At 62.4% G+C, this 25,073-nt stretch carries 31 protein-coding genes, 1 tRNA gene and 1 pseudogene; 5 read left to right on the forward strand and 28 right to left on the reverse strand.

Going from position 1 to position 25,073, the window contains the following annotated elements:
* Positions 1-334 precede the first annotated feature (334 nt).
* Positions 335-1,457 (forward strand): annotated as a pseudogene (locus tag ASG67_RS12485) (IS3 family transposase).
* Between the two features lie 276 nt (positions 1,458-1,733).
* Here the strand turns inward: ASG67_RS12485 and ASG67_RS12490 are convergent.
* The 27 genes from ASG67_RS12490 to rpsL all read right to left on the reverse strand — a co-directional run bounded on the left by ASG67_RS12490 (position 1,734) and on the right by rpsL (position 18,489).
* The gene (locus tag ASG67_RS12490) at positions 1,734-2,378 is read right to left on the reverse strand and encodes an adenylate kinase (protein WP_056530688.1); all 645 of its coding nucleotides are present in this window, start codon (positions 2,376-2,378) and stop codon (positions 1,734-1,736) included.
* Positions 2,379-2,405: 27 nt separating this feature from the next.
* On the reverse strand, positions 2,406-3,770 hold the full coding sequence (secY, locus tag ASG67_RS12495; RefSeq protein ID WP_056530691.1) for a preprotein translocase subunit SecY: 1,365 nt from the start codon (positions 3,768-3,770) through the stop codon (positions 2,406-2,408).
* A gap of 133 nt (positions 3,771-3,903) precedes the next feature.
* Positions 3,904-4,446 (reverse strand): 50S ribosomal protein L15, encoded by a 543-nt coding sequence (rplO, locus tag ASG67_RS12500; protein WP_056530694.1) that lies wholly within the window; start codon positions 4,444-4,446, stop codon positions 3,904-3,906.
* 96 nt (positions 4,447-4,542) lie between these two features.
* A complete protein-coding gene (rpmD, locus tag ASG67_RS12505) occupies positions 4,543-4,719 on the reverse strand; it encodes a 50S ribosomal protein L30 (protein ID WP_056530697.1) in 177 nt (58 codons plus the stop codon).
* 6 nt (positions 4,720-4,725) lie between these two features.
* A complete protein-coding gene (gene rpsE / locus ASG67_RS12510) occupies positions 4,726-5,523 on the reverse strand; it encodes a 30S ribosomal protein S5 (protein WP_082543505.1) in 798 nt (265 codons plus the stop codon).
* A 2-nt stretch (positions 5,524-5,525) separates the two neighbouring features.
* On the reverse strand, positions 5,526-5,876 hold the full coding sequence (rplR, locus tag ASG67_RS12515; RefSeq protein ID WP_056530700.1) for a 50S ribosomal protein L18: 351 nt from the start codon (positions 5,874-5,876) through the stop codon (positions 5,526-5,528).
* Positions 5,876-6,409, reverse strand: a complete 534-nt coding sequence (gene rplF, locus ASG67_RS12520) for a 50S ribosomal protein L6 (protein ID WP_056530703.1) — start codon at positions 6,407-6,409, stop codon at positions 5,876-5,878. The genes rplR and rplF overlap by 1 nt, the downstream gene beginning before the upstream one ends.
* Positions 6,409-6,804, reverse strand: coding sequence for a 30S ribosomal protein S8 (gene rpsH / locus ASG67_RS12525; protein ID WP_056530707.1), 396 nt, complete (start codon positions 6,802-6,804; stop codon positions 6,409-6,411). Before rpsH ends, rplF begins: the two co-directional genes overlap by 1 nt.
* Positions 6,805-6,813: 9 nt before the next feature.
* Complete coding sequence (gene rpsN, locus ASG67_RS12530) at positions 6,814-7,119, reverse strand: 30S ribosomal protein S14 (RefSeq protein ID WP_056530710.1); 306 nt, start codon at positions 7,117-7,119, stop codon at positions 6,814-6,816.
* 54 nt (positions 7,120-7,173) lie between these two features.
* Positions 7,174-7,758: a 50S ribosomal protein L5 gene (gene rplE / locus ASG67_RS12535; RefSeq protein WP_056530713.1), complete on the reverse strand. Its 585-nt coding sequence runs from the start codon at positions 7,756-7,758 to the stop codon at positions 7,174-7,176.
* Entirely contained in the window at positions 7,751-8,068 is a 318-nt protein-coding gene (gene rplX, locus ASG67_RS12540) for a 50S ribosomal protein L24 (protein ID WP_056530717.1), read from the reverse strand. The genes rplE and rplX overlap by 8 nt, the downstream gene beginning before the upstream one ends.
* Positions 8,068-8,436, reverse strand: a complete 369-nt coding sequence (rplN, locus tag ASG67_RS12545) for a 50S ribosomal protein L14 (RefSeq protein WP_056530720.1) — start codon at positions 8,434-8,436, stop codon at positions 8,068-8,070. Before rplN ends, rplX begins: the two co-directional genes overlap by 1 nt.
* Before the next feature lie 191 nt (positions 8,437-8,627).
* Positions 8,628-8,900: a 30S ribosomal protein S17 gene (gene rpsQ / locus ASG67_RS12550; protein ID WP_056530723.1), complete on the reverse strand. Its 273-nt coding sequence runs from the start codon at positions 8,898-8,900 to the stop codon at positions 8,628-8,630.
* A gap of 10 nt (positions 8,901-8,910) precedes the next feature.
* A complete protein-coding gene (rpmC, locus tag ASG67_RS12555) occupies positions 8,911-9,111 on the reverse strand; it encodes a 50S ribosomal protein L29 (RefSeq protein ID WP_056530727.1) in 201 nt (66 codons plus the stop codon).
* 1 nt (position 9,112) lies between these two features.
* Positions 9,113-9,547 (reverse strand): 50S ribosomal protein L16, encoded by a 435-nt coding sequence (gene rplP / locus ASG67_RS12560; protein WP_056530730.1) that lies wholly within the window; start codon positions 9,545-9,547, stop codon positions 9,113-9,115.
* Between the two features lie 15 nt (positions 9,548-9,562).
* Positions 9,563-10,270, reverse strand: a complete 708-nt coding sequence (rpsC, locus tag ASG67_RS12565; protein WP_056530733.1) for a 30S ribosomal protein S3 — start codon at positions 10,268-10,270, stop codon at positions 9,563-9,565.
* Positions 10,270-10,647, reverse strand: a complete 378-nt coding sequence (gene rplV / locus ASG67_RS12570) for a 50S ribosomal protein L22 (RefSeq protein ID WP_056530736.1) — start codon at positions 10,645-10,647, stop codon at positions 10,270-10,272. Before rplV ends, rpsC begins: the two co-directional genes overlap by 1 nt.
* The gene (gene rpsS, locus ASG67_RS12575; protein ID WP_056530739.1) at positions 10,647-10,922 is read right to left on the reverse strand and encodes a 30S ribosomal protein S19; all 276 of its coding nucleotides are present in this window, start codon (positions 10,920-10,922) and stop codon (positions 10,647-10,649) included. Before rpsS ends, rplV begins: the two co-directional genes overlap by 1 nt.
* Positions 10,923-10,925: 3 nt before the next feature.
* A complete protein-coding gene (rplB, locus tag ASG67_RS12580) occupies positions 10,926-11,765 on the reverse strand; it encodes a 50S ribosomal protein L2 (protein WP_056530742.1) in 840 nt (279 codons plus the stop codon).
* A 6-nt stretch (positions 11,766-11,771) separates the two neighbouring features.
* Positions 11,772-12,086, reverse strand: a complete 315-nt coding sequence (locus ASG67_RS12585) for a 50S ribosomal protein L23 (RefSeq protein ID WP_056530744.1) — start codon at positions 12,084-12,086, stop codon at positions 11,772-11,774.
* Positions 12,079-12,705 carry a 50S ribosomal protein L4 gene (gene rplD / locus ASG67_RS12590; RefSeq protein ID WP_056530748.1) on the reverse strand — a complete coding sequence of 209 codons (627 nt, stop codon included), beginning with the start codon at positions 12,703-12,705 and terminating at the stop codon, positions 12,079-12,081. The genes ASG67_RS12585 and rplD overlap by 8 nt, the downstream gene beginning before the upstream one ends.
* Before the next feature lie 4 nt (positions 12,706-12,709).
* On the reverse strand, positions 12,710-13,444 hold the full coding sequence (gene rplC / locus ASG67_RS12595; protein ID WP_056530751.1) for a 50S ribosomal protein L3: 735 nt from the start codon (positions 13,442-13,444) through the stop codon (positions 12,710-12,712).
* 212 nt (positions 13,445-13,656) lie between these two features.
* Entirely contained in the window at positions 13,657-13,965 is a 309-nt protein-coding gene (gene rpsJ / locus ASG67_RS12600) for a 30S ribosomal protein S10 (protein WP_007406109.1), read from the reverse strand.
* Positions 13,966-14,124: 159 nt separating this feature from the next.
* Positions 14,125-15,318: an elongation factor Tu gene (tuf, locus tag ASG67_RS12605; RefSeq protein WP_056531388.1), complete on the reverse strand. Its 1,194-nt coding sequence runs from the start codon at positions 15,316-15,318 to the stop codon at positions 14,125-14,127.
* Positions 15,319-15,417: 99 nt separating this feature from the next.
* Positions 15,418-17,514, reverse strand: a complete 2,097-nt coding sequence (gene fusA / locus ASG67_RS12610; protein WP_056530754.1) for an elongation factor G — start codon at positions 17,512-17,514, stop codon at positions 15,418-15,420.
* 82 nt (positions 17,515-17,596) lie between these two features.
* Positions 17,597-18,067 carry a 30S ribosomal protein S7 gene (gene rpsG / locus ASG67_RS12615; RefSeq protein WP_056530758.1) on the reverse strand — a complete coding sequence of 157 codons (471 nt, stop codon included), beginning with the start codon at positions 18,065-18,067 and terminating at the stop codon, positions 17,597-17,599.
* Positions 18,068-18,117: 50 nt separating this feature from the next.
* Positions 18,118-18,489 (reverse strand): 30S ribosomal protein S12, encoded by a 372-nt coding sequence (rpsL, locus tag ASG67_RS12620; RefSeq protein WP_010164594.1) that lies wholly within the window; start codon positions 18,487-18,489, stop codon positions 18,118-18,120.
* A gap of 292 nt (positions 18,490-18,781) precedes the next feature.
* Here rpsL and ASG67_RS12625 point away from each other — a divergent pair.
* The 4 genes from ASG67_RS12625 (at position 18,782) to nagA (ending at position 22,128) form a co-directional block, all read left to right on the forward strand.
* Positions 18,782-18,858: transfer RNA gene (locus ASG67_RS12625), tRNA-Trp, on the forward strand.
* 96 nt (positions 18,859-18,954) lie between these two features.
* Positions 18,955-19,782 carry a copper homeostasis protein CutC gene (locus tag ASG67_RS12630; protein WP_235535196.1) on the forward strand — a complete coding sequence of 276 codons (828 nt, stop codon included), beginning with the start codon at positions 18,955-18,957 and terminating at the stop codon, positions 19,780-19,782.
* Between the two features lie 160 nt (positions 19,783-19,942).
* Positions 19,943-20,998 carry an SIS domain-containing protein gene (locus tag ASG67_RS12635; protein ID WP_056531391.1) on the forward strand — a complete coding sequence of 352 codons (1,056 nt, stop codon included), beginning with the start codon at positions 19,943-19,945 and terminating at the stop codon, positions 20,996-20,998.
* Positions 20,995-22,128 carry an N-acetylglucosamine-6-phosphate deacetylase gene (gene nagA / locus ASG67_RS12640; protein WP_056530762.1) on the forward strand — a complete coding sequence of 378 codons (1,134 nt, stop codon included), beginning with the start codon at positions 20,995-20,997 and terminating at the stop codon, positions 22,126-22,128. Before ASG67_RS12635 ends, nagA begins: the two co-directional genes overlap by 4 nt.
* Positions 22,129-22,164: 36 nt before the next feature.
* On the opposite strand, the gene galA is transcribed toward nagA, so the two are convergent.
* Positions 22,165-25,056, reverse strand: a complete 2,892-nt coding sequence (gene galA, locus ASG67_RS12645) for a beta-galactosidase GalA (RefSeq protein ID WP_056530765.1) — start codon at positions 25,054-25,056, stop codon at positions 22,165-22,167.
* Positions 25,057-25,073 lie beyond the last annotated feature (17 nt).

Raw genomic sequence — 25,073 nt, forward strand, 5'->3', positions numbered from 1 at the left:
CGATCCACCGCGGCACCAGCTCGTAAGCGACACCGCTGCGGTGAAACCCCTCTACCCACACACCCCAGATGCGTCAACCACCATGTGACAGTTTTTTGATGAAATGACGCAGAATGGTCGATGCCACACCGCCACCAGCCCTTCACACCATCGGGAACCCATAACAGCTCCCGGCTCTTACAGGCTTCGCGAACACCCCGTCGCGAAACCAGGAGAATCATATGGTTGCGCGACAGTGCGACAACACCATCGGGAACCCATAACAGCTCCCGGCTCTTACAGGCTTCGCGAACACCCCGTCGCGAAACCAGGAGAATCATATGGTTGCGCGACAGTGCGACGAGGTCGATTTACCGAGGATCAAATCATTGGCGTGCGGCGCGAGCATAAAGCTGGAATGAAGACCGCCGAGCTATGCCGGAAGCACGGTATCAGCGACGCAAGTTTTACAGTTGGAAAGCAAAGTATGACGGTATGACCGCTTCGGAGTCGGCGCGGTTGCGGACGCTGGAGGACGAGAACCGACGGCTGAAAAAGCTGCTGACGGAGTCGATACTCTACGTGTCGGCGTTGAAGGATCTGTTGGGAAAAAACTGACCCGGTCTGCAGAGCGCTGCGCTACGATGGAGAGGCTGATTGCCGGTCCTGGCTTCTCCGAGCGCCGCGCCTGCAGGCTGATCGGGGTCAATCGGTCCGCATGGCAACATGAGCCGCTTCGCGGGAAGGACGATGCGGTCCGCGAGCGAATGCGTGAAATCACGTACGAGCGTCGTCGGTTCGGCTACCGGCGACTGCCGATCCTGCTGCGGCGCGATGGCAAGGGCATGAACCTGAAGAAGGCGTACCGGCTGTATCGCGAGGAGCGGCTGACAGTGCGCAAGCGTGACGGCCGCAAGCGCACGCTTGGGACGCGAGCGCCTATGGCGATCCCGCAAGAAGCTAACCAGCGCTGGTCGCTCGACTTCGTGTCGGACTCGTTGGCCTGCGGGCGGCGGTTCCGCTTGCTCAACGTCATCGACGATTACAGCCGGGAATGCCTGCCGTGCATCATCGACACCTCTTTGTCGGGCCTGCGGGTCCTTCGCGAGTTGGGCGCCATCGCCGAACTTCGCGTGCTGCAGTGCATGGTGGTCAGCGACAATGGCACTGAGTTCACCAGTCACGCCGTCCTCGCCTGGTGCCAAGAGAGCAAGGTCGAGTGGCATTCCATCACGCCGCCGGGCAAGCCGCGGCAGAACGGCTTCATTGAGAGCGTTAATGGTCGCTTGCGAGACGCGTGTCTGAACAAGCACCTGTTCTCATCGCTGGCTGCGGCGAGACGGATCATTGAGGCATGGCTGACGGACCACAACAATGTGTGTTCGCACAACAGTAATGGCGGGTTGGCACCCGCCGAGTTTACCAACCGCCCCCGCCAAGGGCATATCGATACGATAGCCAAGTTATCAGCGGCATGAAAATGGAGAGCACGTCAATTGTTGAAATGCGGCACAGACGGATCCGCTAGTGGTGAAAAACGCCGCCTAAGCGTAGTCAAATATTCAAAGAGTATTCGCGACACCTTGACTGACATCAGACACCCTTCACTCCGAAGATTTAGGGGAAAAAAAACTTCTAACGAGCATCATCCAGCAAGCCAGGAGCATCAAATTAATGTTCCGGACATGATAAAATCAATAGACCACGCGAAAATGAAATCATTTTTAGTGCTACGTTTAGATTAACCGCACCGGTCAGATATCCAGAATGTCCGCAATCTGCGCACCAACGACATGCATGTCGGCCATACCGTCCACTCGTCTCACCAAGCCCCGCTTCTCGTAGATCGGCAGGATCGGCGCCGTTTTAGCGCGGTATTCAGCCATCCGTGTCGAAACCGTATTGGCATTGTCATCGGGACGACGTTTGAACTCCGTCGATCCACAAACGTCGCAAACGCCGTCCTGCCGGGGATGCTTGAACCGATCATGATAGCCTGTGCCACACTTACCACAGGTATATCGGCCGACGATACGTTCGATCAACGCCGCTTCGTCCACGTCAAGTTCAATCACATAATCGAGCTTTTGACCGCGCTCGGACAACAGCAGATCAAGCGCGTCGGCCTGAGCGGCGGTGCGCGGGTAGCCATCAAATATAGCACCGTCGGCGACACCTTGATCCAAGCGCTCACCGATCAGAGCCGACACGATCGCATCGGAAACGAGCTCGCCGGCGTCCATAACCGCCTTGGCCTGCACACCCACAGGCGTTGCCGCTCTCACTGCAGCGCGCAGCATATCGCCAGTCGACAACTGCGCCATGCCGCGCTCCTCGACCAGACGCGCCGCCTGGGTTCCCTTGCCCGCACCCGGCGGACCCAACAGGATGATATTCACTGATCTTCTCCCCCGGTTCCGCCGCTATCAGCGCAAGCGGCCGCCCTTGAGCTTCGCCTTCTTGATCAGGTCGCCATATTGGTGAGCCAACAGGTGCGACTGAATCTGCGTCACCGTATCCATCGTCACGTTCACAACGATTAATAGGCTCGTTCCGCCAAGATAGAAGGGGATCGACAGCGCTGACACCAGGTATTCCGGCAACAAGCAGATGACCGTCAGGTACGCCGCCCCGATCACGGTGATGCGCGTCAGCACGTAATCAAAATAATTCTCGGTATTCTTGCCAGGCCGGATACCCGGAACGAAGCCGCCATAGCGCTTCAGATTATCCGCCGTTTCTTCCGGATTGAACACGACCGCGGTGTAGAAGAACGAGAAGAAGATGATCCCGGCCGCATACAGCGCCATGTACACCGGGCTACCGTGCTGAAGATACTGGTTCAGCGCGATGATGAAGTCCCCCCACTTGCTCTCGCCCGCCACCCGCTGGCCCGCGAACTGGGAGATAGTCAGCGGCATGAGCAGCAAAGACGAAGCAAAAATCGGGGGAATGACACCCGCGGTGTTGATCTTCAGTGGCAGATGACTGCGATCCGCCTGCATCCCGCGCTGGGTCTGGCGCTTGGGATATTGGATCAAGATGCGGCGCTGGGCTCGCTCCATGAAGCAGATGAACAGAACCAGACCGATCACGGCAATGACAATACCGATCAGTTTGATCGGATCGAGGCTACCCGAACGGCCACCCTCAAGCAGGTTTACGAGCGTCGTCGGCAGATGTGCGACGATGCCGGCCATGATGATGAGCGACACACCATTGCCGATGCCACGGCTGGTGATCTGCTCGCCCAGCCACATCAGGAACATCGTCCCGCCAATCAACGACACGACCGCATTGATCCGGAACAGCATGCCCGGTTCGATCACCGCCTGCATACCGTTGGACGCACCCAGCGCCTCCAGCCCGACCGCGATGAAATAGCCCTGGATTGCCGTCAACAGCACCGTGCCGTAGCGCGTATACTGGTTCAGCTTCTTGCGGCCGCTCTCCCCTTCCTTCTTGATCGCAGCAAGCTGCGGCGACAGCGACGTCGCGAGCTGCACCACGATCGACGCAGTGATGTACGGCATCACGCCAAGCGCGATCAGCGACATCCGGCTGAGTGCACCACCCGAGAAGGTGTTGAAGAAATCGAGCACGCCGCCCGTCGTCCGCTGGCTGAGCAAACCCAGCGCCGTCGGGTCGATACCCGGCAGCGGCACAAAACTGAGCAAGCGGAAAACGATCAGCGCACCGATCGTGAACCACAACCGCTTCTTAAGGTCTGTCGCCTTGGCGAATTTCGCCAGGTTGATGCTTTGCGCCATCTGGTCGGCTGCGGATGCCATGCGTCTATCTGTCCTGGAAACAAAAGCGGCGGGATGCGTTTTGACCCGCCCCGCCGCTCATATAGTCACGCGTGTCGGCTTGTCTAATACCATAGCGTCACCCCGACCCTTGGTCGAACTGGTCGCGACGGGATCAGGCCTTGAACGACGCCTTGTGCGCCGCGCGCTCCTTGTACTTCACGCCCTTCTTGGCGGCAGCCTTTTCTGCAGCCGGCACAACGTGGATCACGTCGACCTTGCCGCCAAGCTTCTCAACCGACTCGATCGCGCCCTTCGATGCACCGGCAACGGTGAACGAAAGGACCGTGGTCAATTCGCCCTTTCCAAGCAGACGGACGCCATCCTTGCCACCGCGCGCCAGACCAGCGGCCTTCAGCGCATCATGGTCGAGCGTGGCGTTAGCCTCGATCTTGCCGGCATCGACTGCCAGCTGGATCGCGCCGAGGTTCACCTCAGCATAATCCTTGGCGAAGATGTTGTTGAAGCCACGCTTGGGCAGACGCATATGGAGAGGCATCTGGCCGCCCTCGAAACCGGCGATGGACACGCCCTCGCGGCTCTTCTGGCCCTTCTGGCCGCGACCGCCGGTTTTGCCCTTGCCGGAACCGATGCCGCGTCCAACGCGGATTTTCGATTTGCGCGCGCCCTGATTGTCGCGGAGTTCGTTGAGCTTCATGATATGCACTCGCTTTCGCTTGTTACGCGCTGATTGAAAGAAAGGGGGCCGTTTAGCCCCCTCTCCCATTTCTGTCACCCGGTCAGGTAAGAGCTTTTAGCTCTGAACCTCGACCATGTGCCGGACCTTGCGGATCATGCCACGGACTTCCGGGCTGTCCTGCAATTCCGACACGCGGTGCAACTTGTTGAGGCCAAGGCCGATCAGCGTCGCGCGCTGATCGGAAGTACGGCGGATCGGCGAACCGGTCTGCTTGATCTTGATCGTCGCCATCTTGGATTACTCCACCAACGCCGCGGCTTCGACCTCGGCGGTCTGCGCAGAAGCGCCCGCGCCGCGGCCGAGCAGGTCGGCGATCTTCTTGCCACGACGCTGTGCAACGGCCTTCGGCGACGTCTGGTCGCCCAGTGCCTCGAACGTCGCACGGATCATGTTGTACGGGTTGGACGTGCCCACCGACTTCGTCACCACGTCGGCAACGCCGAGCGACTCGAAGATGGCGCGCATTGGACCACCCGCGATGATACCCGTGCCCTGTGGAGCAGAACGCAGCGTCACGCGGCCGGCACCGAAGTGACCATTGCCGTCATGATGCAGCGTACGGCCATCCTTCAGCGGCACGCGGACCATGGCTTTCTTAGCCGCAGCAGTCGCTTTCGAGATCGCTTCCGGCACTTCGCGCGCCTTGCCGTGACCGAAGCCGACTCTACCCTTGCCATCACCAACGACGACGAGAGCCGCAAAGCCGAAGCGCTTACCGCCCTTCACCGTCTTGGAAACGCGGTTGATGTGGACCAGCTTCTCGATCAGCTCTTCGCCACCGTCATCGGCACCGGGACCACCGCGACCGCGGTTGTCACGGCCACCACGACCACCGTCACGGCCGCCACGATTGCCACCGGGGCCACCGCCACGATTGCCACCGGGACCGCCGCGACCACCGCCGCCGCCACCTGGACGACCGCGACCGCCACCCTGGCCTTGATAGCCAGTGCTCTGCTGAGCTTGCGGCGCTGCCTCGGGTGCGCCGTCGGCCGGCGCGCCAGGCTGAACCTGGATATCGTTCGTGTCAGCCATTCTTAGAACTCCAATCCGGCTTCGCGCGCGGCTTCAGCCAGCGCCTTGACGCGGCCGTGGAACAGGAAGCCACCACGATCGAACACGACCTGCGTGACACCCGCTGCCAAAGCGGCCTCGGCGACGCGCTTGCCGACCTCGGTCGCCGCGGCGACATTGGCGCCCGACTGGTCACGTGCGGTGAGCGTCGATGCCGATGCCACCGTCAGACCCTGGCGATCGTCGATCACCTGAGCATAAATGTGCTTGCCGGAACGATGTACGGAAAGACGCGGACGCGTACCCGAGCGCGCACGAAGCGCGGTGCGGTTACGCCGACGGCGCTTCTCGAAAAGAGTCATACCCTTCGACATTACTTCTTCTTCCCTTCCTTGCGGAAGATGAACTCGCCATCGTACTTGATGCCCTTGCCCTTGTACGGCTCGGGCTTGCGCCAACGACGGATCTCGGCAGCCAGCTGGCCGACCTTCTGCTTGTCCGCGCCAGAAATCTCAATCGTCGTGTTGTCCGGCGTCTTGACCTCAAGACCCTCCGGCACGGCGACATCGACGTCATGGCTGTAGCCAAGCTGCAGCTTCAGGTTGCGGCCGTGCGCGGCAGCGCGGTAACCGACGCCGGTGATAAGCAGCTTCTTGCTGAAGCCGTCCGTCACACCCGTCACCAGGTTCTGCACCAGCGTGCGCTGCATGCCCCAAAAAGCACGCGCCTGCTTGGTTTCGTTAGCCGGCTGCACCGAAATGCCGCCGTCCTCAAGGGTGTACTTGATCTCGTCGCGCAGTGTGAGGTTCAGAGTGCCTTTGGGACCCTTCACGTTCAGCTGCTTGCCCTCGATCGTGGCGGTCACGCCAGCCGGTACGGATACCGGCTTCTTACCGATGCGGCTCATCAGAAGACCTCCGCGAGTACTTCGCCACCGACATTCTGCTCGCGCGCTTCCGCGTCGGACAGAACGCCATTGGGCGTCGAGACGATGGTGATGCCAAGGCCGTTCATGATACGCGGGAGCTCTTGCGAGCCCGAATATACCCGACGACCGGGCTTCGAGACGCGCGCAACATGCTTGATCGCAGGCTGGCCCTCGAAATACTTGAGCTCGATGCGCACACCAGCGGCGGGGCCCATCTGCTCGTCGCTGTAACCGCGGATATAGCCTTCGCGCTGAAGCACGTCGAGCACGCGGATACGCAGCTTGCTCGCAGGCGAAAGGACGGAGTCCTTCTTCGCACGCTGGCCATTGCGGATGCGGGTGAGCAGGTCACCCAGGGGATCGGTCACTGCCATGATAATTCCTTACCAGCTCGACTTCGTGACGCCGGGGATCAGGCCCTTGTTGGCGAGATCGCGCAGCTGAATACGGCAAAGCCGGAACTTGCGGTAATAGGCGCGCGGACGACCCGTCGTCTCGCACCGGTTACGGACACGAGTGGGATTCGAGTTGCGCGGCAATTCGGCCATCTTCAGGCGCGCGATAAGACGCTCGGTCTCGTCGAGCGACTGGTCATTGGCCATTGCTTTCAGCTTCGCCAGCTTGGGAGCGTACTGCTTCACCAGCTTCTTGCGACGCTCATTCTTGTTGATCGAACTCAGTTTCGCCATGGACTTAAGCTCTTCCTTGGTAAGCCCTCTCCCGGCGACGGGAGAAGGGGTAGATCAGGCCGCCTTCTTTTCCTCGGCAGCCTCTTCGATCGGGAACGGGAAGCCGAACAGACGAAGCAGCTCGCGCGCTTCATCGTCGGTCTTTGCCGTGGTGGTGACGATCACATCCATGCCGCGCACCTTGTCGATGCGGTCATAGTTGATTTCGGGGAACACGATCTGCTCCTTGATGCCGCAGGCATAGTTGCCGCGACCATCAAAGGACTTCGGGTTCAGGCCACGAAAATCGCGAACGCGCGGCAACGCGATCGTGATGAAGCGGTCGAGGAACTCGTACATGCGTTCGCGACGAAGGGTAACCTTCACGCCGATCGGCATGCCTTCACGCAGCTTGAACTGCGCGATCGACTTCTTCGCCTTGGTGATGACCGGCTTCTGGCCGGCGATCAACTCCATTTCGGAAGCCGCCTGATCGACCCGCTTCTTGTCCTGCGTCGCTTCGCCAACGCCCATGTTGAGCACGATCTTGTCGAGCCGCGGCACTTCATTGACGTTCTTGTAACCGAACTTCTCGACCATCGCCTTGGCGATAGTCTCGTCGTACATGCCCTTCATGCGGGGCTTGTAGGCATCAGCCATCGATCTTCTCCCCGGTCTTCACGGCCACACGAACCTTCTGGCCATCCTGCGTCTCGAAACGGACGCGGGTCGGCTTGCCGTCGGCGGTCACGTGAGCGACCTTCGATACATGCATCGGGGCCTCGATCTTGACGAGGCCGCCCTGCGGCTCAGCCTGGGTCGGCTTACGATGACGGGTCGCGACGTTCACGCCGCCTACAACCACCTTGCCATCCTTAGGCATCGACTGGGTCACGGTGCCGGTCTTGCCCTTGTCCTTGCCGGACAGGACGATGACCTGATCACCCTTCTTGATGCGAGCGGTCGCCATTACAGCACCTCCGGCGCAAGGCTGATGATCTTCATGTGCTTCTTGCCACGAAGTTCGCGCACCACTGGGCCAAAAATACGGGTGCCGATCGGCTCCTCATTCTTGTTGACCAGCACGGCAGCGTTGCCGTCGAAACGGATCGTCGAACCGTCCGCCCGGTGAATGTCCTTGGCGGTGCGAACGATGACTGCGCGATGCACGTCACCCTTCTTCACCTTGCCGCGGGGCTGTGCTTCCTTGATGGACACGACGATAATATCGCCAACGCCCGCCACACGGCGCTTGGAACCCCCAAGCACCTTGATGCACTGCACCCGCTTCGCGCCGCTGTTGTCAGCGACGTCGAGATTGGACTGCATCTGGATCATTGATCCGCTTCCTTCTCGCTCTTGGGGTGGATACCGACCCAACCCCGCCTAAAATAATGACCCCCGGCATGGCACAATCCGAAGAGGCGCCGCACCAGGGGAGCGGCCCTTTAGCCACTCCTCGACAGAAACGCAACGCCCCTGTCGTCCGCAACGGCGTCACCCCAGCACTGAGCCGGGGCGACAGTCAGTTACGCGTCGACATCTACCCGCTCGGGCGTCGCGTGAGTGTTCACCCGATCGACGACCTTCCAGGTCTTCAGCTTAGAGATCGGTGCAGTCTCTTCTATCCGCACCGTCTCGCCAGCCTTGAACTCGTTCGCCTCGTCATGGGCGTGATACTTCTTCGAACGACGGATGATCTTGCCGTAGAGCGGGTGCTTGACCTTGCGCTCGACATTCACAACCACCGTCTTGTCGCCCTTGTCGGAGACGATCAGCCCGGTCAGCACGCGCTTTGGCATGTGCTCTTCCTTACTTCGCGGGGGCAGCGGAACGCTGCGCCTGCATGGTCTTGATGCGAGCGATGTCACGACGGACCTCGCGGACGCGGCTCGGCTTTTCCAGCTGGTTCGTCGCCGCCTGAAAGCGGAGATTGAACTGCTCGCGCTTCAACTCGCCCAGGCTCTCGCCCAGCTGGTCGTCGCTCTTGCCGGTGAAATCAGTCTTGGCCATGTTACTCGCCTCCGAGATGCGAGGTGTCGCCGAGGCGGGCAACGACCTTTACCTTGATCGGCAGCTTCATCGCCGCCCGCTCAAACGCCTCGGCGGCGATCTTGCCTTCGACGCCGTCGAGCTCGAACAGGATCCGGCCCGGCTTAACGCGTGCGGCCCAGAATTCCGGCGAACCTTTGCCCGAGCCCATGCGGACTTCGGCCGGCTTGCCCGAGACGGGAACGTCCGGGAAGATGCGGATCCACAAACGTCCCTGACGCTTGATATGACGCGTGATCGCGCGGCGAGCCGCCTCGATTTGGCGCGCGGTGATCCGCTCCGGCTCCATGGCCTTCAGGCCATATGATCCGAAATTCAGCGCAAAGCCGCTCTTGGCATCGCCAGAGATCTTGCCCTTGAATGCCTTGCGGAACTTGGTCTTTTTCGGTTGCAGCATGTCTGTTCCTGCCCCTTAGCGGCGATCGTCGCGCGCAGGGCGCACACCGGATGTTTGAGCCTCCATCATCAGCCGGTCGGTCGCCATCGGATCATGGCCGAGAATCTCGCCCTTGAAGACCCAGACCTTGACGCCGCAAACACCGTAAGAGGTGTGTGCCGTCGCCTCGGCATAGTCGATGTTGGCGCGCAGCGTATGCAGCGGCACGCGACCTTCACGATAGCTCTCTGACCGTGCGATTTCCGCACCGCCGAGCCGACCACCGCAATATACGCGAATGCCGTCGGCACCCAGGCGCATCGCAGACTGCACGGCCCGCTTCATCGCCCGGCGGAACGCGATACGGCGCTCCAACTGGTCGGCGATGCCCTGCGCCACGAGACGCGCATCGACTTCCGGCTTGCGGATTTCGACGATGTTGAGCGAGACGTCGGACGAGGTCATCGCCCCGATCGTCTTGCGCAGCTTCTCGATGTCGCCACCCTTCTTGCCGATGATCACGCCCGGGCGTGCAGCGAAGATCGAGATACGCGCCAGCTTGGCCGGACGCTCGATGACCACCTTGGAGATCGCAGCCTGCGGCAGCGTCTTCATGATGTAGGTGCGGATCTTCAGATCCTCGAGCAGCAGCCGACCATAGTCGGCGCCCTCGGCGAACCAGCGGCTGTCCCAGGTGCGGTTGATCTGCAACCGCATCCCGATCGGGTTGCTCTTGTGACCCATTATGCTTCTTCCTGCTCGCGCACGACGATGCGCAGACGGCTGAACGGCTTCAGGATGCGCGTCGACTTGCCGCGACCGCGGGTCGCGAAACGCTTCATCGTGATCGACTTGCCAACCGATGCCTCGGCGACGACGAGCGCGTCGACATCGAGGTTGTGGTTGTTTTCCGCATTGGCGATGGCCGAGGCCAGCACCTTGCGCGCGTCGATCGCCATGCCCTTGGACGAGAAAGCGAGGATGTTCATCGCATCCGACGCCTTCTTGCCGCGGATGAGACCGGCGACAAGGTTGAGCTTCTGGGCCGATCCGCGAATCTGCGTACCGACCGACAATGCTTCCTTGTCGCCGACCTTACGGGGAGCTGCTTGCTTGGACATCAGCGCTTGCCCTTCTTGTCCGCGGCGTGGCCGGGGAAGTAGCGCGTCGGCGCGAACTCACCCAACTTCATGCCGACCATGTCTTCGTTAACCGAGACGGGAACGAACTTGCGGCCGTTGTAGACATTGAACGTGAGCCCAACGAATGACGGCAGGATCGTGGAGCGACGCGACCAGGTCTTGATCGGTGCACGGCCACCGGCATCCTGTGCCGCTTCGGCCTTCTTCAGAAGGCTCAGTTCGACGAACGGGCCCTTCCAGACTGAACGAGCCATGTGTTAGCCCTTCCTCTTCGTCGAATGACGCGACCGGATGATCATCTTGTCGGTCGACTTGTTGTGACGGGTGCGTGCACCCTTCGTCGGCTTGCCCCAAGGCGTAACCGGATGACGGCCACCCGAGGTCCGGCCTTCGCCACCGCCATGCGGATGGTCGACCGGGTTCTTGGCGACGCCGCGCGTGAGCGGACGCTTGCCCATCCAGCGCGAACGACCTGCCTTGCCGAGGTTCTGGTTCTGGTTGTCCGGGTTCGACACCGCACCGACCGTCGCCATGCACTCGCCATGGATATAGCGCTGCTCGCCTGAGTTCAGACGAACGATCACCATGCCGCGATCACGACCGACGACCTGCACGTACGTACCGGCCGAACGGGCGATCTGGCCGCCCTTCATTGGCTTCATCTCCACATTGTGGACGATGGTGCCAACGGGGACCTGGCCCAGCTCCATGGCGTTGCCGGGCTTCACGTCGGTCTTCTTTGCCGCAAGCACCTTGTCACCAACCGCAAGACGCTGCGGCGCGATGATGTAGTTCTGCTCGCCATCGGCATAGCTGACCAGCGCGATGAACGCAGTACGGTTGGGATCATATTCCAGCCGCTCGACGGTACCCTCGGAGTCCCACTTGCGACGCTTGAAGTCGATGAAGCGGTACTTCTGCTTGTGACCACCCGCGATGCCGCGGCTGGTCACATGGCCCTTGTTGTTGCGGCCACCGGTCTTGGACTTACCCTCGGTAAGCGCCTTGACCGGCTTGCCCTTCCAGAGCTGCGACTTGTCGACCAGAACGAGGCCGCGCTGCGCGGGCGTCGTCGGGTTATATTGCTTGAGTGCCATGTTCCCTTAGACCCCCGTCGTCACGTCGATCGACTGACCGTCAGCGAGCGTGACGATCGCCTTCTTCATGTCGGACTTCGTGTAGGGCGTGCCCTTCCACTTCTTGGTCTTGCCCTTCTGGACGATCGTGTTCACGCCAAGGACCTTGACGTTGAACAGCGCCTCGACGGCGGCCTTGATCTCGGGCTTGGTGGCATCGTTCGCCACCTTGAACACGACGGCGTTCTGCTCGGACAGCAGGGTCGCCTTCTCGGTGATGTGCGGCGCAACGATCACGTCGTAATGACGGATGTCGATCCCCGCCTTCTGCGGCTTAGCCATTGAAGCGCGCCTCCAGCTTCTCGACCGCCGAGCGCGTTAGCACCAGCGTGTCTGCCTTGATAATGTCGTACACGTTGGCACCGACGGCGGGAAGAATGTCGATCTCGTGTAGGTTGCCGGCGGCAAATGCGAACGAGGTGTCGACCAGATCGCCGTCGATGACGAGCGCACGCTTGCCAAAGCCGAGCCTGGCGAGATCGCCCTTCAGCGTCTTCGTCTTGCCGCCCTCGACCGCCAAGCTGTCCATGACCACCAGCGAGCCGCCCTTGGCGTGACTCGACAGGGCCATCTTCAGACCCAGCGCCCGAATTTTCTTGTTCAGCGATGGGTTGAAGTCACGGACGCGAGCGCCGTGAGCCTTACCACCGCCGATGAAGACGGGGGCGCGACGATCGCCGTGACGAGCCGTGCCGCCACCCTTCTGGCGACCAAACTTCTTACCCGTACGAGCGACATCGGCACGCTCACGCGTACCACGTGCCGTCTCACGACGCTTTTCCAGCTGCCAAGTGATGACGCGGTGCAGGATGTCGGCGCGCGGATCGAGGCCGAAAACCTCGTCGTGGAGCTCGATGTCCGCTGCGTCGTTACCGGCGAAGGACTTGACTGTGACCTTCACGTGCTCAGCCCTCCTGGCTCGAAGCGGCTTCCGGAGCAGGCTCGGCAGAAGCGGTGTTGGTGGTGGCGACCTTCAGGCCGGCGGGCGTCGGCGCATCGGCATGGCGCGCGGTCTTCACCGCGTCCTTGACGAACAACCAACCACCCTTCGATCCCGGCACGGAGCCCTTCACGAAGATCAGACCGCGCTCTGCGTCGGTCGATACGATCTCGAGGTTCTGCTGGGTGCGATACTTGTCACCCATGTGGCCGGCCATCTTCTTGTTCTTAAAGACCTTGCCCGGATCCTGCCGCTGACCGGTCGAACCGAGCGAGCGGTGCGAAACGGAAACGCCGTGGGTGGCGCGCAGACCCCCGAAGTTCCAGCGCTTCATGCCACCCGCAAAGCCCTTACCCTGGGTACGACCCTGGATATCAACATACTGCCCTGCGACGAAATGATCCGCCGAAAGCTCTGCGCCGACGTCGAGGAGGTTATCCTCGGTCACGCGGAACTCAGCGAGAACAGCCTTGGGCTCAACTTCGGCCTTGCCGAAGTGGCCGCGCTGCGGCTTGGCGACATTCTTTGCCTTCGCGACGCCAGCACCAAGCTGAACGGCGGTATAGCCATCGATATTCTGTTCGCGGCGGGAAACGACCTGCAAGCCTTCAAGCTGCAGTACGGTAACCGGCACATGCCGACCATCGTCCTGGAACAGGCGGGTCATCCCCATCTTCTTCGCGATCACGCCGGTACGCATGATCCATACTCCTCACAGAGGCACCGTCGGACCATTCCGCCGATGCGTGTCAGCCCGGAATTGCGAAGCGAGCCCCCGTCCCGGGCTGGTTATTCGTAGCGGTAAGGCAACGAACGTGACGGGAGACGCTGGCCCGGCGACCGAGGCCGCCGGCGGTATCTCAAGATGCCGTAACGCCGCGGGACCAGAGTCGACCGCGGCGTGCAAGCCCCTTAAGCGAGCTTGATCTCGACGTCAACGCCTGCGGCGAGGTCGAGCTTCATCAAAGCGTCGACGGTTTGTGGTGTCGGCTGCACGATGTCCAGCATGCGCTTGTAGGTGCGGACCTCGAACTGCTCGCGCGACTTCTTGTCGATGTGCGGGCCACGGTTGACCGTGAACTTCTCGATACGCGTCGGAAGCGGAATCGGACCGCGGATGAGCGCGCCGGTGCGGCGTGCGGTGTCGGCGATATCGCCCGTCGCCTGATCGAGCACGCGATGGTCGAACGCCTTCAGACGAATGCGGATGTTGCTGTCCATGATCCCTACCGATGCGAAAGAGCGGGCCGCCAAGCGGCTCTTGGTGATTAATAAATTCGGATGGCAACCAGACCGCCAGAGCGACGGACATGGCTTCCATTAAAACGAAATGGCCGACCCCGTCGCCGGGGCCGGCCACTCCGAACGCCTGCGCCTATATTACTTAGAGATCGCGCTGACAACCCCTGCGCCGACGGTACGACCGCCTTCGCGAATGGTGAAGCGCTGACCGATGTCCATGGCAATCGGTGCAATCAGCTTGATGCCGAGCGACACGTTATCGCCTGGCATGACCATCTCGGTGCCTTCAGGCAGCTCGACGGTGCCGGTGACGTCCGTCGTGCGGAAATAGAACTGCGGACGATAGTTGGCGAAGAACGGCGTGTGACGGCCGCCCTCTTCCTTCGACAGCACATAGACTTCCGACGCGAAATCCGTGTGCGGCTTGATCGAGCCGGGCTTGCAGAGAACCTGGCCACGCTCAACTTCGTCACGAGCAACGCCGCGGATCAGCGCGCCGACGTTATCGCCAGCCTGGCCCTGGTCGAGCAGCTTGCGGAACATCTCGACGCCCGTGACCGTGGTCTTTCGGACCGTCGGGTGGATGCCGACGATCTCGACTTCCTCACCGACCTTGACGATGCCGGTCTCGACGCGACCGGTGACCACCGTACCACGACCCGAGATCGAGAACACGTCCTCGATCGGCATCATGAACGGCTTGTCGAGCGGACGCTCGGGCTGCGGAATGTAGTCGTCGACGGCCTTCATCAGCTCGAGCACGGCTTCCTTGCCGAACTTGTCGTTCGAACCGGACAGCGCGCACGTCGCCGAACCCTTGATGATGGGGATATCGTCGCCCGGGAACTCATAGGAGCTGAGCAGTTCGCGGATTTCCAGCTCGACCAGCTCGAGGATTTCCTCGTCGTCAACCAGATCGACCTTGTTCATGAACACGACCATCGCCGGCACGCCGACCTGACGAGCGAGCAGGATGTGCTCGCGGGTCTGCGGCATCGGACCGTCGGTGGCTGACACGACCAGGATCGCGCCGTCCATCTGGGCTGCGCCGGTGATCATGTTCTTCACATAATCGGCGTGGCCCGGGCAATCGACGTGTGCATAGTGACGGGCAGTCGTCTCATACTCGACGTGCGCGGTCGAGATCGTGATGCCGCGCTCACGCTCCTCCGGTGCCTTGTCGATGTTGGCGAAATCGACGGCAGTACCGCCGGTCGTCTCAGCCAGCACCTTGGTGATCGCGGCAGTGAGCGACGTCTTGCCATGGTCGACGTGACCGATGGTGCCGATGTTGAGATGCGGCTTGTTCCGCTCGAATTTTGCCTTTGCCATTTTCCTACCTTCTGATTCGAATTCGGTGCCGCCGAGGCCACGCGAACGCGGCCCCATAACGACTGATTGATGGTTACGCCAGCCCTGCGCCGAAGCGCGTTAGGCCATCTTCGCCTTGATTTCGTCGGCGACGTTCGTGGGAACCTCGTCGTAATGCGAGAACTGCATCGAATACTGCGCCCGTCCCTGCGTGAACGACCGGAGTTGGTTCACATACCCGAACATGTTGGCCAGCGGCACCATTGCCTCGACCGTCTGGGCGTTGCCGCGGCTGTCAGTGCCCTGAATCTGGCCACGACGGCTGTTCATGTCACCGATGACGTCGCCCAGATAATCTTCCGGGGTAACGACCTCGACCTTCATGATCGGCTCGAGCAGCTTGATACCGGCTTTCTGCGCCGCTTCCCGCATCGCGCCACGGGCACAGATTTCAAACGCCAGCGCCGACGAGTCGACGTCGTGGTACGCGCCGTCATACAGATGGACCTCGAAATCGATGATCGGAAAACCGATCAAGGAGCCCGACTCGGCGGTTTCGCGCATGCCCTTCTCGACAGAAGGGATATATTCCTTGGGAATATTGCCGCCCTTGACCTCGTCAAAGAACTGGAAGCCTGAGCCACGCTCGCCGGGGATCACGGTCAGCTTGACGCGACCAAACTGACCCGAACCACCCGACTGCTTCTTATGCGTGTAGTCGATATCGACCTTCTTACCGAGATACTCGCGGTACGCGACCTGCGGTGCGCCGACGTTCGCCTCGACCTTGAACTCACGCTTCATGCGATCAACGAGAATCTCGAGATGGAGCTCGCCCATACCCTTGATGATGGTCTGACCCGATTCGGGGTCCGACGACACGCGGAACGAAGGGTCTTCGCGTGCGAGACGATTGAGCGCGACGCCCATCTTCTCCTGGTCGGCCTTGGTCTTCGGTTCCACCGAAAGCTCGATGACGGGTTCGGGAAACTCCATCCGCTCCAGGATGATCGGATCGCCGATCGCACACAGCGTGTCGCCCGTGGTCGTATCCTTCAGTCCCGCCAGGGCGACGATGTCGCCCGCGAACGCTTCCTGGATGTCCTCACGGCTGTTCGCATGCATCAACAGCATGCGACCGACCTTTTCCTTCTTGTCCTTGACGGAATTCGTGACCTGAGACGCCGCCTCAAGCTTGCCCGAATAGATGCGTGCGAAAGTCAGCGTGCCGACGAACGGATCGTTCATGATCTTGAACGCCAGCGCCGAGAACGGCTCACTGTCCGAGGACGGACGCTCGTCCGGCGTCACGCCGTCGAGCTTCAGACCCTGGATGGCGGGCACGTCGAGCGGCGACGGCAGATAATCGACCACCGCGTCGAGCAGGGGCTGCACACCCTTGTTCTTGAACGCCGAGCCGCAAACCACCGGCACGAATGCCATGCTGAGCGTACCCTTGCGGATCAGCTTCTTCAGATCGGCCGTGCTCGGCTCATTGCCCTCGAGATAGGCCTCCATCAGGTCATCGTCCTGCTCGACGGCCATTTCGATCAGGTCGCTGCGATACTTCGCGGCCTTCTCCGCCATATCGGCCGGGATTTCCTGATATTCGAACTTCGCACCCAGGCTCTCCTCGAGCCAGATGATCGCGCGGTTCTCGACCAGATCGACCAGACCCTTGAATCCGCCTTCCATGCCGATCGGCAGATACAAGACGGCCGGACGGGCGCCGAGACGCTCGATGATCGAGTTGACGCAGAAATAGAAATCCGCGCCGGTACGGTCCAACTTGTTAACGAAGCACATGCGCGGCACGCCGTACTTGTCGGCCTGACGCCACACGGTTTCAGACTGCGGCTCAACGCCGGCAACGCCGTCGAAACAAGCAACGGCGCCATCCAGCACACGCAGCGAACGCTCGACTTCGATCGTGAAGTCGACGTGGCCGGGCGTATCGATGATATTGATAAGGTGCTCTTCGCCCTTACCCTCTTCGGCGCGCCACTTGCACGTGGTCGCAGCCGACGTGATCGTAATCCCGCGCTCCTGCTCCTGCTCCATCCAGTCCATCGTCGCCGTGCCTTCATGCACTTCGCCGATCTTGTAGGACTTGCCGGTATAATAGAGGATGCGCTCGGTCGTCGTCGTCTTGCCGGCGTCGATGTGCGCCATGATGCCGATGTTACGATAGCGATCGAGCGGATGGCTGCGGGCCATGATCGTATTTCCTTAGCGATGTGGGGAGCAGGCACATGGCCGGCTCCCCACGATATAGGTTAGATTAAAGGCGCTTCCAACCCTACCAGCGGTAGTGGCTGAATGCACGGTTCGCTTCAGCCATGCGATGCGTGTCTTCGCGCTTCTTTACCGCGTTGCCGCGGTTATTAGACGCGTCGAGCAATTCGCCGGACAGGCGCGCCGACATGGTGTTCTCGCTGCGGTTGCGGGCTGCGGTGATCAGCCAACGGATCGCCAGTGCCTGCGCACGCTCAGGACGCACCTCGACAGGAACCTGGTAGGTCGCACCACCGACGCGGCGCGAACGGACCTCGATGCCCGGCTTGATGTTGTTCAGGGCGTCGTGAAACACGCCGATCGGCTCGCGCTTGGCGCGCTGCTCGACGGTTTCCATTGCACCGTAAACGATCAGTTCCGCGACGGACTTCTTGCCGTCCAGCATGACCGAATTCATGAACTTCGACAGAACCTCATCCCCGAACTTGGGATCAGGCAGGATGACCCGCTTTTCGGGACGACGACGACGTGCCATTTCAAATTCCTTCTAACTTCAGCCGTTGGTGACGAAACGAGTTCGTCGGCTTACTTCGGACGCTTTGCGCCGTACTTGGAACGCGACTGACGCCGGTCCTTCACACCCTGTGTATCGAGCACGCCGCGAAGGACGTGGTAACGGACACCGGGAAGATCGCGAACACGACCGCCACGGATCAGGACCACGGAGTGCTCCTGAAGGTTATGGCCTTCGCCCGGAATGTAGCTGATGACTTCGCGTTGGTTGGTCAGGCGAACCTTGGCGACCTTGCGCAGAGCCGAGTTCGGCTTCTTCGGGGTCGTCGTGTACACGCGGGTGCAAACGCCACGCTTCTGCGGGTTTGCTTCCATCGCAGGGACCTTGGACTTGGCCTTCTGCGGATCGCGGCCCTTGCGGACCAGCTGGTTGATCGTGGGCATTGAAGCCTTCACCTTTCAGATGGTTACTTTGCTGGAGCCATCACGCCCTAGAATACAAAAAGAGCCTGCCAGCGACGCTTGCGTCGCCCGAGGCCCGTTCAAATCCCAGCAATGTTCAAGCATGCCTTTGGGGAACGAGCCCCCGAATGCAGGCGCTGCCTATACGCACGAGGTCCGGACAGGTCAACCGACCGTCGGCTGCCTATCCCCGACAACTCAGGAAAGATGCGCGGCGGGATGACGAAGACCGCTTGCCCCATTCGATCGATGCCGGTAATGGCCCGAACCACACAGGGGTGTAGCTCAGTTGGTTAGAGCGTCGGTCTCCAAAACCGAAGGCCCTCGGTTCGAGTCCGAGCTCCCCTGCCACTATCCCGGCACAACCGGTTGATAAATTTGCACCAAGCAACACCTCCCGGATCGTCACCATATTAGCCGCTGTGTGATTGAGCGCCGGCGGTATCGATGCATCTTGATGACCAAAGCCCGGCCGGACTGGTACCGGCGTTTCATCACCCGAACTACCGGCATGAGGAAACCGATGTGATCCGCCTGGAAGTATGTGTCGAAGATTTGGCCGGCATCGATGCCGCCATCGCCGGCGGCGCCGACCGAATCGAATTGTGCAGCGCGCTAACGGTCGGTGGATTGACGCCCGCCACATCGCTGATTCGCACCGCCGCCAACATCCCCCTGCCCGTTCATCTCTTGTGTCGGCCGCGTGCGGGCGGCTTCGTTTACACGGTGGCGGAACAGGCCTTGGTGGCAGATGATATCAGGATCGCCGCTGACGCCGGTCTGGCGGGCGCGGTCATCGGCGCAAGTCATTCGCGCGGCGGTCTAGACACGTCGCTGCTCGCCGAATGGGTAGCGCTGGCCCGGTCGCTAGCGATCGATCGCGGCAAACCGCTGTCCTTGACGCTGCACCGCGCCTTCGATCTCTGCCCGGACCTGACCGAAGCCCTCGACGAGGCAATCGCACTCGGATTCGATCGCATCCTGACATCGGGCGGCACACCGAAAGCGATCGACGGCATCGCCACGCTTACCCATCTCCACATGCGGGCCGCCGGCCGGATCGGCATCCTGCCGGGCAGTGGGATCGATCCGACGACGCTTCCCGCCATCCTCGCGACGGGTGTCGACGAGGTCCACGCCTCCTGCCGACGGCCCGTGACCGAACGAGTTGAGGAGATGACGGAACGCCGCTTCGGCTTCATCGCTGATCCCAACTTGGGAACCAATGCCAGTGCTGTCGCGGCCATCAAGGCAATGTTAAGGGCGCATGAATAGCGCTTGTATGATACCAATCTATGACTTAGCAAATGCCGGACGGGGGTTTGCGGTTGCCGGATCGTCCGATGGTCATGTCCTGCGGGTAGTTGCCGATCTGCCTGCCTGACGGATGTGGCCCCGACCGCCACTCGATTCGAAGGAGCCTTGGGTGATTGCCATGACCGACCCGTCCACCGCTACCGCGCCCGAATCCACGTTGATGTTCCGTGAGGCGGCGGAGGCCGGGGCCGCCGTGTCGCGCATGCTCGCCGCCAACACCGCCGCATTGACCGCGCTGGGCGAACGCCTCCGCGTCACGCCGCCCGCCGTCGTCGTCACCTGCGCTCGCGGATCATCGGACCATGCGGCGACTTATGGCAAATATCTGATCGAGACGATGACGGGTGTACCCGTCGCGTCGGCCGCGCCGTCGGTCGCCTCGATCTATGCCGCAGCCCCCGCCAAGGGGTCGATCGGCATGCTGTGTATTGCGATCTCGCAGAGCGGCCGCAGCCCCGATCTGCTCGCCACCGTCGCGACGTACAAGGCCGCCGGGGCGCATGTCGTCGCGCTGGTAAACGACGAAACGTCGCCGCTGGCCGAAACGGCGGATACGCTGATCGCGCTGAAGGCCGGACCCGAAAAGTCGGTCGCGGCCACCAAGTCCTACATCGCCGCCCTTGCCGCCCTCAGCGCCATCGTCGCACACTGGTCCGACGACGATGCCCTGACCGATGCGGTCGCGACCTTGCCGACCCGCCTCGAACAGGCTTGGGCGCTCGAATGGACCGGGATGGCCGCAATGCTCCACGATGCGCGCAACCTGTTCGTGATCGGTCGCGGTCTCGGCTACGGAATCGCGCAGGAAGCGGCACTAAAACTGAAGGAAACCTGCGCGTTGCACGCGGAAGCGTTCAGCGCGGCCGAGGTACGCCACGGACCGATGGCGATCGTCAACGACGGATTCCCCGTCATCGCCTTCGCCACGTCCGACACCGCAGGTGACGGCGTGCGCGACGCCGCCGCCGAGTTCGCCGCCCGCGGCGCGCATGTCGCACTGGCCGATGCCGGCGCGAATGGCGGCGGTGACGCCCCCGCCCTCGCCGCCCATCCCGCGATCGAACCGATCCTGATGATCCAGAGCTTCTATCGCATGGCCAACGCCCTGTCGCTCGCACGCGGCCTCAACCCGGACGCGCCGCAGCATCTCAGCAAGGTTACCCGCACGCTATGACGCTTAATCGTTTCATCAACGGCCATGTCGTCACCGATGCCGGCGTGCTGCCCGGCGCCGCGATTGATGTAAAAGCGGGTCTGATCGTCGCCATATCGCCGGATCAAAAGGGCGGCGAAACCGTCGATCTGGACGGAGGCTGGCTGGTGCCGGGCTTCATCGATACGCAGGTCAATGGCGGCGGCGGCGTGCTGTTCAACGACGCCCCCACGGTCGAGACGATCGCGGCGATCGGCGCCGCCCACGCGCCCTATGGCACGACCGGCTATCTCCCGACCCTCATCAGCGACGAAGCGGCGGTGATCGCCCAAGCGCTCGATGCGACCGATGCGGCGATCGAGGCGGGCGTGCCCGGCGTGGTCGGCATCCACGTCGAAGGGCCGGTCATCAACCTGTCGCGCAAGGGCATTCACGATCCCGCGCGCTTCCGCCGGCTCGGCCCGGACCTGATGGACCTGTTGACGCGGCCACGCCGTGGCCGGGTGATGCTGACACTAGCGCCCGAGCTGGTGAGTTCGGCCGACCTTCACGCACTGACCTCGGCCGGCGTCATCGTGAGCATTGGCCATAGCGATGGCGATTACGAAACCACGCGCGATCGCATCGCGGACGGTATCACCGGTGTCACGCATCTCTATAACGCCATGTCCCCGCTGGTTCAGCGCGCGCCCGGCGTCGTCGGCGCCGCGTTGGAGGACCAGTCGATCTATTGCGGGCTGATCGTCGATGGCTTCCACGTCCACGACGCCGCACTCCGCATCGCACTGCGTGCCCGTCCGATCGATCGCTTCATGCTGGTGACGGATGCGATGCCCTGCGTGGGAGCCGCGTCGAAGGACTTCGTGCTGCAGGGTCGCCAGATCACCGTCGAGAACGGCCGCTGCGTCGGCCCCGATGGCACGCTGGCCGGTTCCGATCTCGACATGACCGCCGCCGTCCGCAATGCAGTCGAGCGACTGGGCCTGAGCGTCGCACAGGCCGCGGCGATGGCCGCCACCTCACCCGCCGCCTTCCTGCGCCTGTCGGACGAGCGCGGCACGATCACGCCCGGCAAACGCGCCGACTTCGTTCACCTGACCGCCGATCTCTATCCGGCCGGCACTTGGATCGGCGGCACGCCCATCGCCTGATGCAGATTGGGCGGCCCGCAATGGGCCGCCCAGATATCAGTTTAGCGTCAGTGCTACCGGCCCGACGATCCCGGACGCTGCGCCCGCCGCTGCATTCACCAGCAACACGATCCGACGCGGCCCGGCACCCGCTGGAAACGCAGCTTCGATCGGTCCGGTCGTCGCCGATGTCTTCGTTGCGACCTGCTTGCCGTCGACCCACAATTCCGCCTGTCCGCTGACGGCCGCCAGACGGATCATGCCGCCGTCCGCCGCGATCCGGCGCCACGGCGTCACCACCGTACGATAGACGCGCCAGCCGCCCTTGTCCGCCGGTGTCGGCGAGTTGCCCCGCACGAAACCCCAACTGTTGTTGTCGCCATCCGCCGGCGCCAGCTCGGGCGACGGGCGCGTCGAATACAGAGACGACCGGCGCCACTCGCGGATCGTCATCGCCGCCGCCGTGGCCGGCACCTGAACCCGCGGCGGCACCGCCAGCCGATCGATCGACAGCCGCGCCGACTTCAACCCCGCAGCGCTGGCCTCCACCACGATCCGCCCACGCCCGCTGCCGGCCCGCACGATCACCTGCGCCAGCCCGTTGAACAGCGACCGGGCGCCGCCCTGCTCCGGCTCATGGCTATTCGGATCGCCATTGCCGACACCGATGATCGTGCCACCCGCTACGGTGAAGCGGGTCGGCAGATTGGCGGTTGGCACGTGCCGGCCACGCGCATCGATGGCGTCGATCGTGATGGGCTGCACATCCTCGTCATCGCCCGCCATCACCGTGCGGGCCGGCGTCAGCCGCAGGGCAACCGGCACCCCCGCCGTTTCCTGCGCTGCGCTCGCGACGACACGCCCCCCGCTCGACGCGTGCGCCTCGATCCGGCCGTCGGCATAAGGAACCGTCCACTCATTCCCCATGATCCGGTCGACTGCCTGCTCGCCCAGATCGCGGCCGTTCAGCGTCAACCGCACCCGTTCGGTATTGCTGGTCACGAAGACCTTGATCGGCTGCCCTTCGCGCCCCGGCCATGTCCAATGTGGCGCGATGGCGACAACCGCGCGGTCATCGACCCAATGCGCGCGGTGGATATTGAACGCAGTCTTGGGAAATCCGCACAAGTCCATGATTCCAAAGAAACTGGCGATCGTCGGCCATTCGTGCGGCGTCGGCTCGCCATGATAATCGAAGCCGGTCCACACGAACCCGCCCGCCACGAACGGCCGGTCCATGATGTTCTTCCACGTCTTGCGATGCGTATCACCCCAGCTCGCTGCCTCGGTATCGTAGGAAGTGATGACATGGCCTTTGAAATCGCTGGCAAAGGCGCCGCGCGTCTCGAACGCGCTGGTATCTTCCGAACTGGTCAGCGGCCGGTCCGGATACATCTGGTGGAACCGGTCGTAATCGCCCTGATAGTAATTGAAGCCGGTCACATCGACCACGCTCGACACGTTCTGCGGATTGAAGAAACCGCCGTTCATCGCCGCCGTCACCGGGCGCTCATCGTCCAGCCGGCGAACCGTCGCCGCCATCCGCCGCACCATCTCAACGCCGGCCTCGGTCGCCTGCATAGGTTCCTCGTTGAATACCGACCACAGGATGACGCTGGGATGATTGCGGTCACGCCGCACCAGCCATTCCAGCTGCGCCATGTAATCGGGCGACGGATTGAACAACCGGTTCTCGTCCATGACCAGGAAACCCATCCGGTCGCACAGGTCCAGAAATTCGGCCGCCGGCGCATTGTGCGAACAGCGGATCGCGTTGCACCCCATCGCCTTCAATCGTTCCAGCCGCCAGCGGATCAGCGCATCCGGCACCGCCACGCCGACGCCGGCATGGTCCTGATGCAGGCACACGCCCTTCAGCTTCACCGGCCGGTCATTCAGGAAGAAGCCCTTGTCGGCATCGAAGCGGATGGTGCGGAACCCCACCGCGATCCGCCGCTCGTCCACTGCCGCCCCGTCCCGCACCAGCCGCGTGACGACGGTGTAGAGCGTCGGCGTCTCGACCGACCACAGGGCGGGCGCGCTCACCGCTAGCGTCACCGATGCTTCTGCCCGGTCGAGCGGCGCGACCTCGACCGGTGCCTGTCCGCTCGCCACCTGTCGGCCGTCGACATCCAGCAACTGTACCTCGACCGACGCCGCGCTTCGGTCGCGCGCTATGCTGGCGACCGTCACCGCCACTGGCACCTGCCAACCGCCGTCCGCGCCCCGGCGCGGGTGGCAATGGACGCCGTCCGTGGCGATCGCCACCGGCGCCCGCCGCACGAGCCAGACATGCCGGTACAGGCCGCCGCCTTCGTACCACCATCCCTCCATCGCCTCCGCATCGACACGAATGGCAATCACGTTGGTTTCGTCGCCGAAGCGCGCAAACGGCGTCAGATCGACATAAACGCTATTGTACCCCGACCAGTTGTGCGTCGCGATGCTGCCGTTGATCCAGATCGTCGCATTGGTCGCGATCGCATCGAAATGCAGCTCCAGCGTCTTGCCGCGATCGGCGGTGTCCAGCCGCAGCGTCCGCCGATACCAGCCGATCCCGCGCGGCCGATACCCTTGTGACAGGTTCGCCGTCTCGACGAACGGCTGCTCCGCGACCCAGTCATGCGGCAGCCGAACCGATTGCCAGTCCGAATCGTCGAACGCCATCGCCGCCGCGCCTGCCGCGTTGCCCGCCTTTGCGCGCAGATAGGTAGCCTCATGCCCGACCGGCACCGGCATCGGAATGTCGCCCAGATGGAACAGCCATCCACGCTCCAGCAGCGTTCGGCCCGGATCGGCCACCGGCAGCGCCTTGGGCAGATCACGAACCGGCGCGGGCATCGGCAGTCCCGATGCGGCCATGGTCGCCGGCGCGCGCGCCAAAGCCCGGTCCGCCGTCGTCAGCGCACCCACGCTGACGCCGCCGACCAGCATTTCGCGACGGTTCATGGCAATACTCCGAATGG

Source organism: Sphingomonas sp. Leaf339 (genome assembly GCF_001426195.1).
Taxonomy (GTDB): domain Bacteria; phylum Pseudomonadota; class Alphaproteobacteria; order Sphingomonadales; family Sphingomonadaceae; genus Sphingomonas.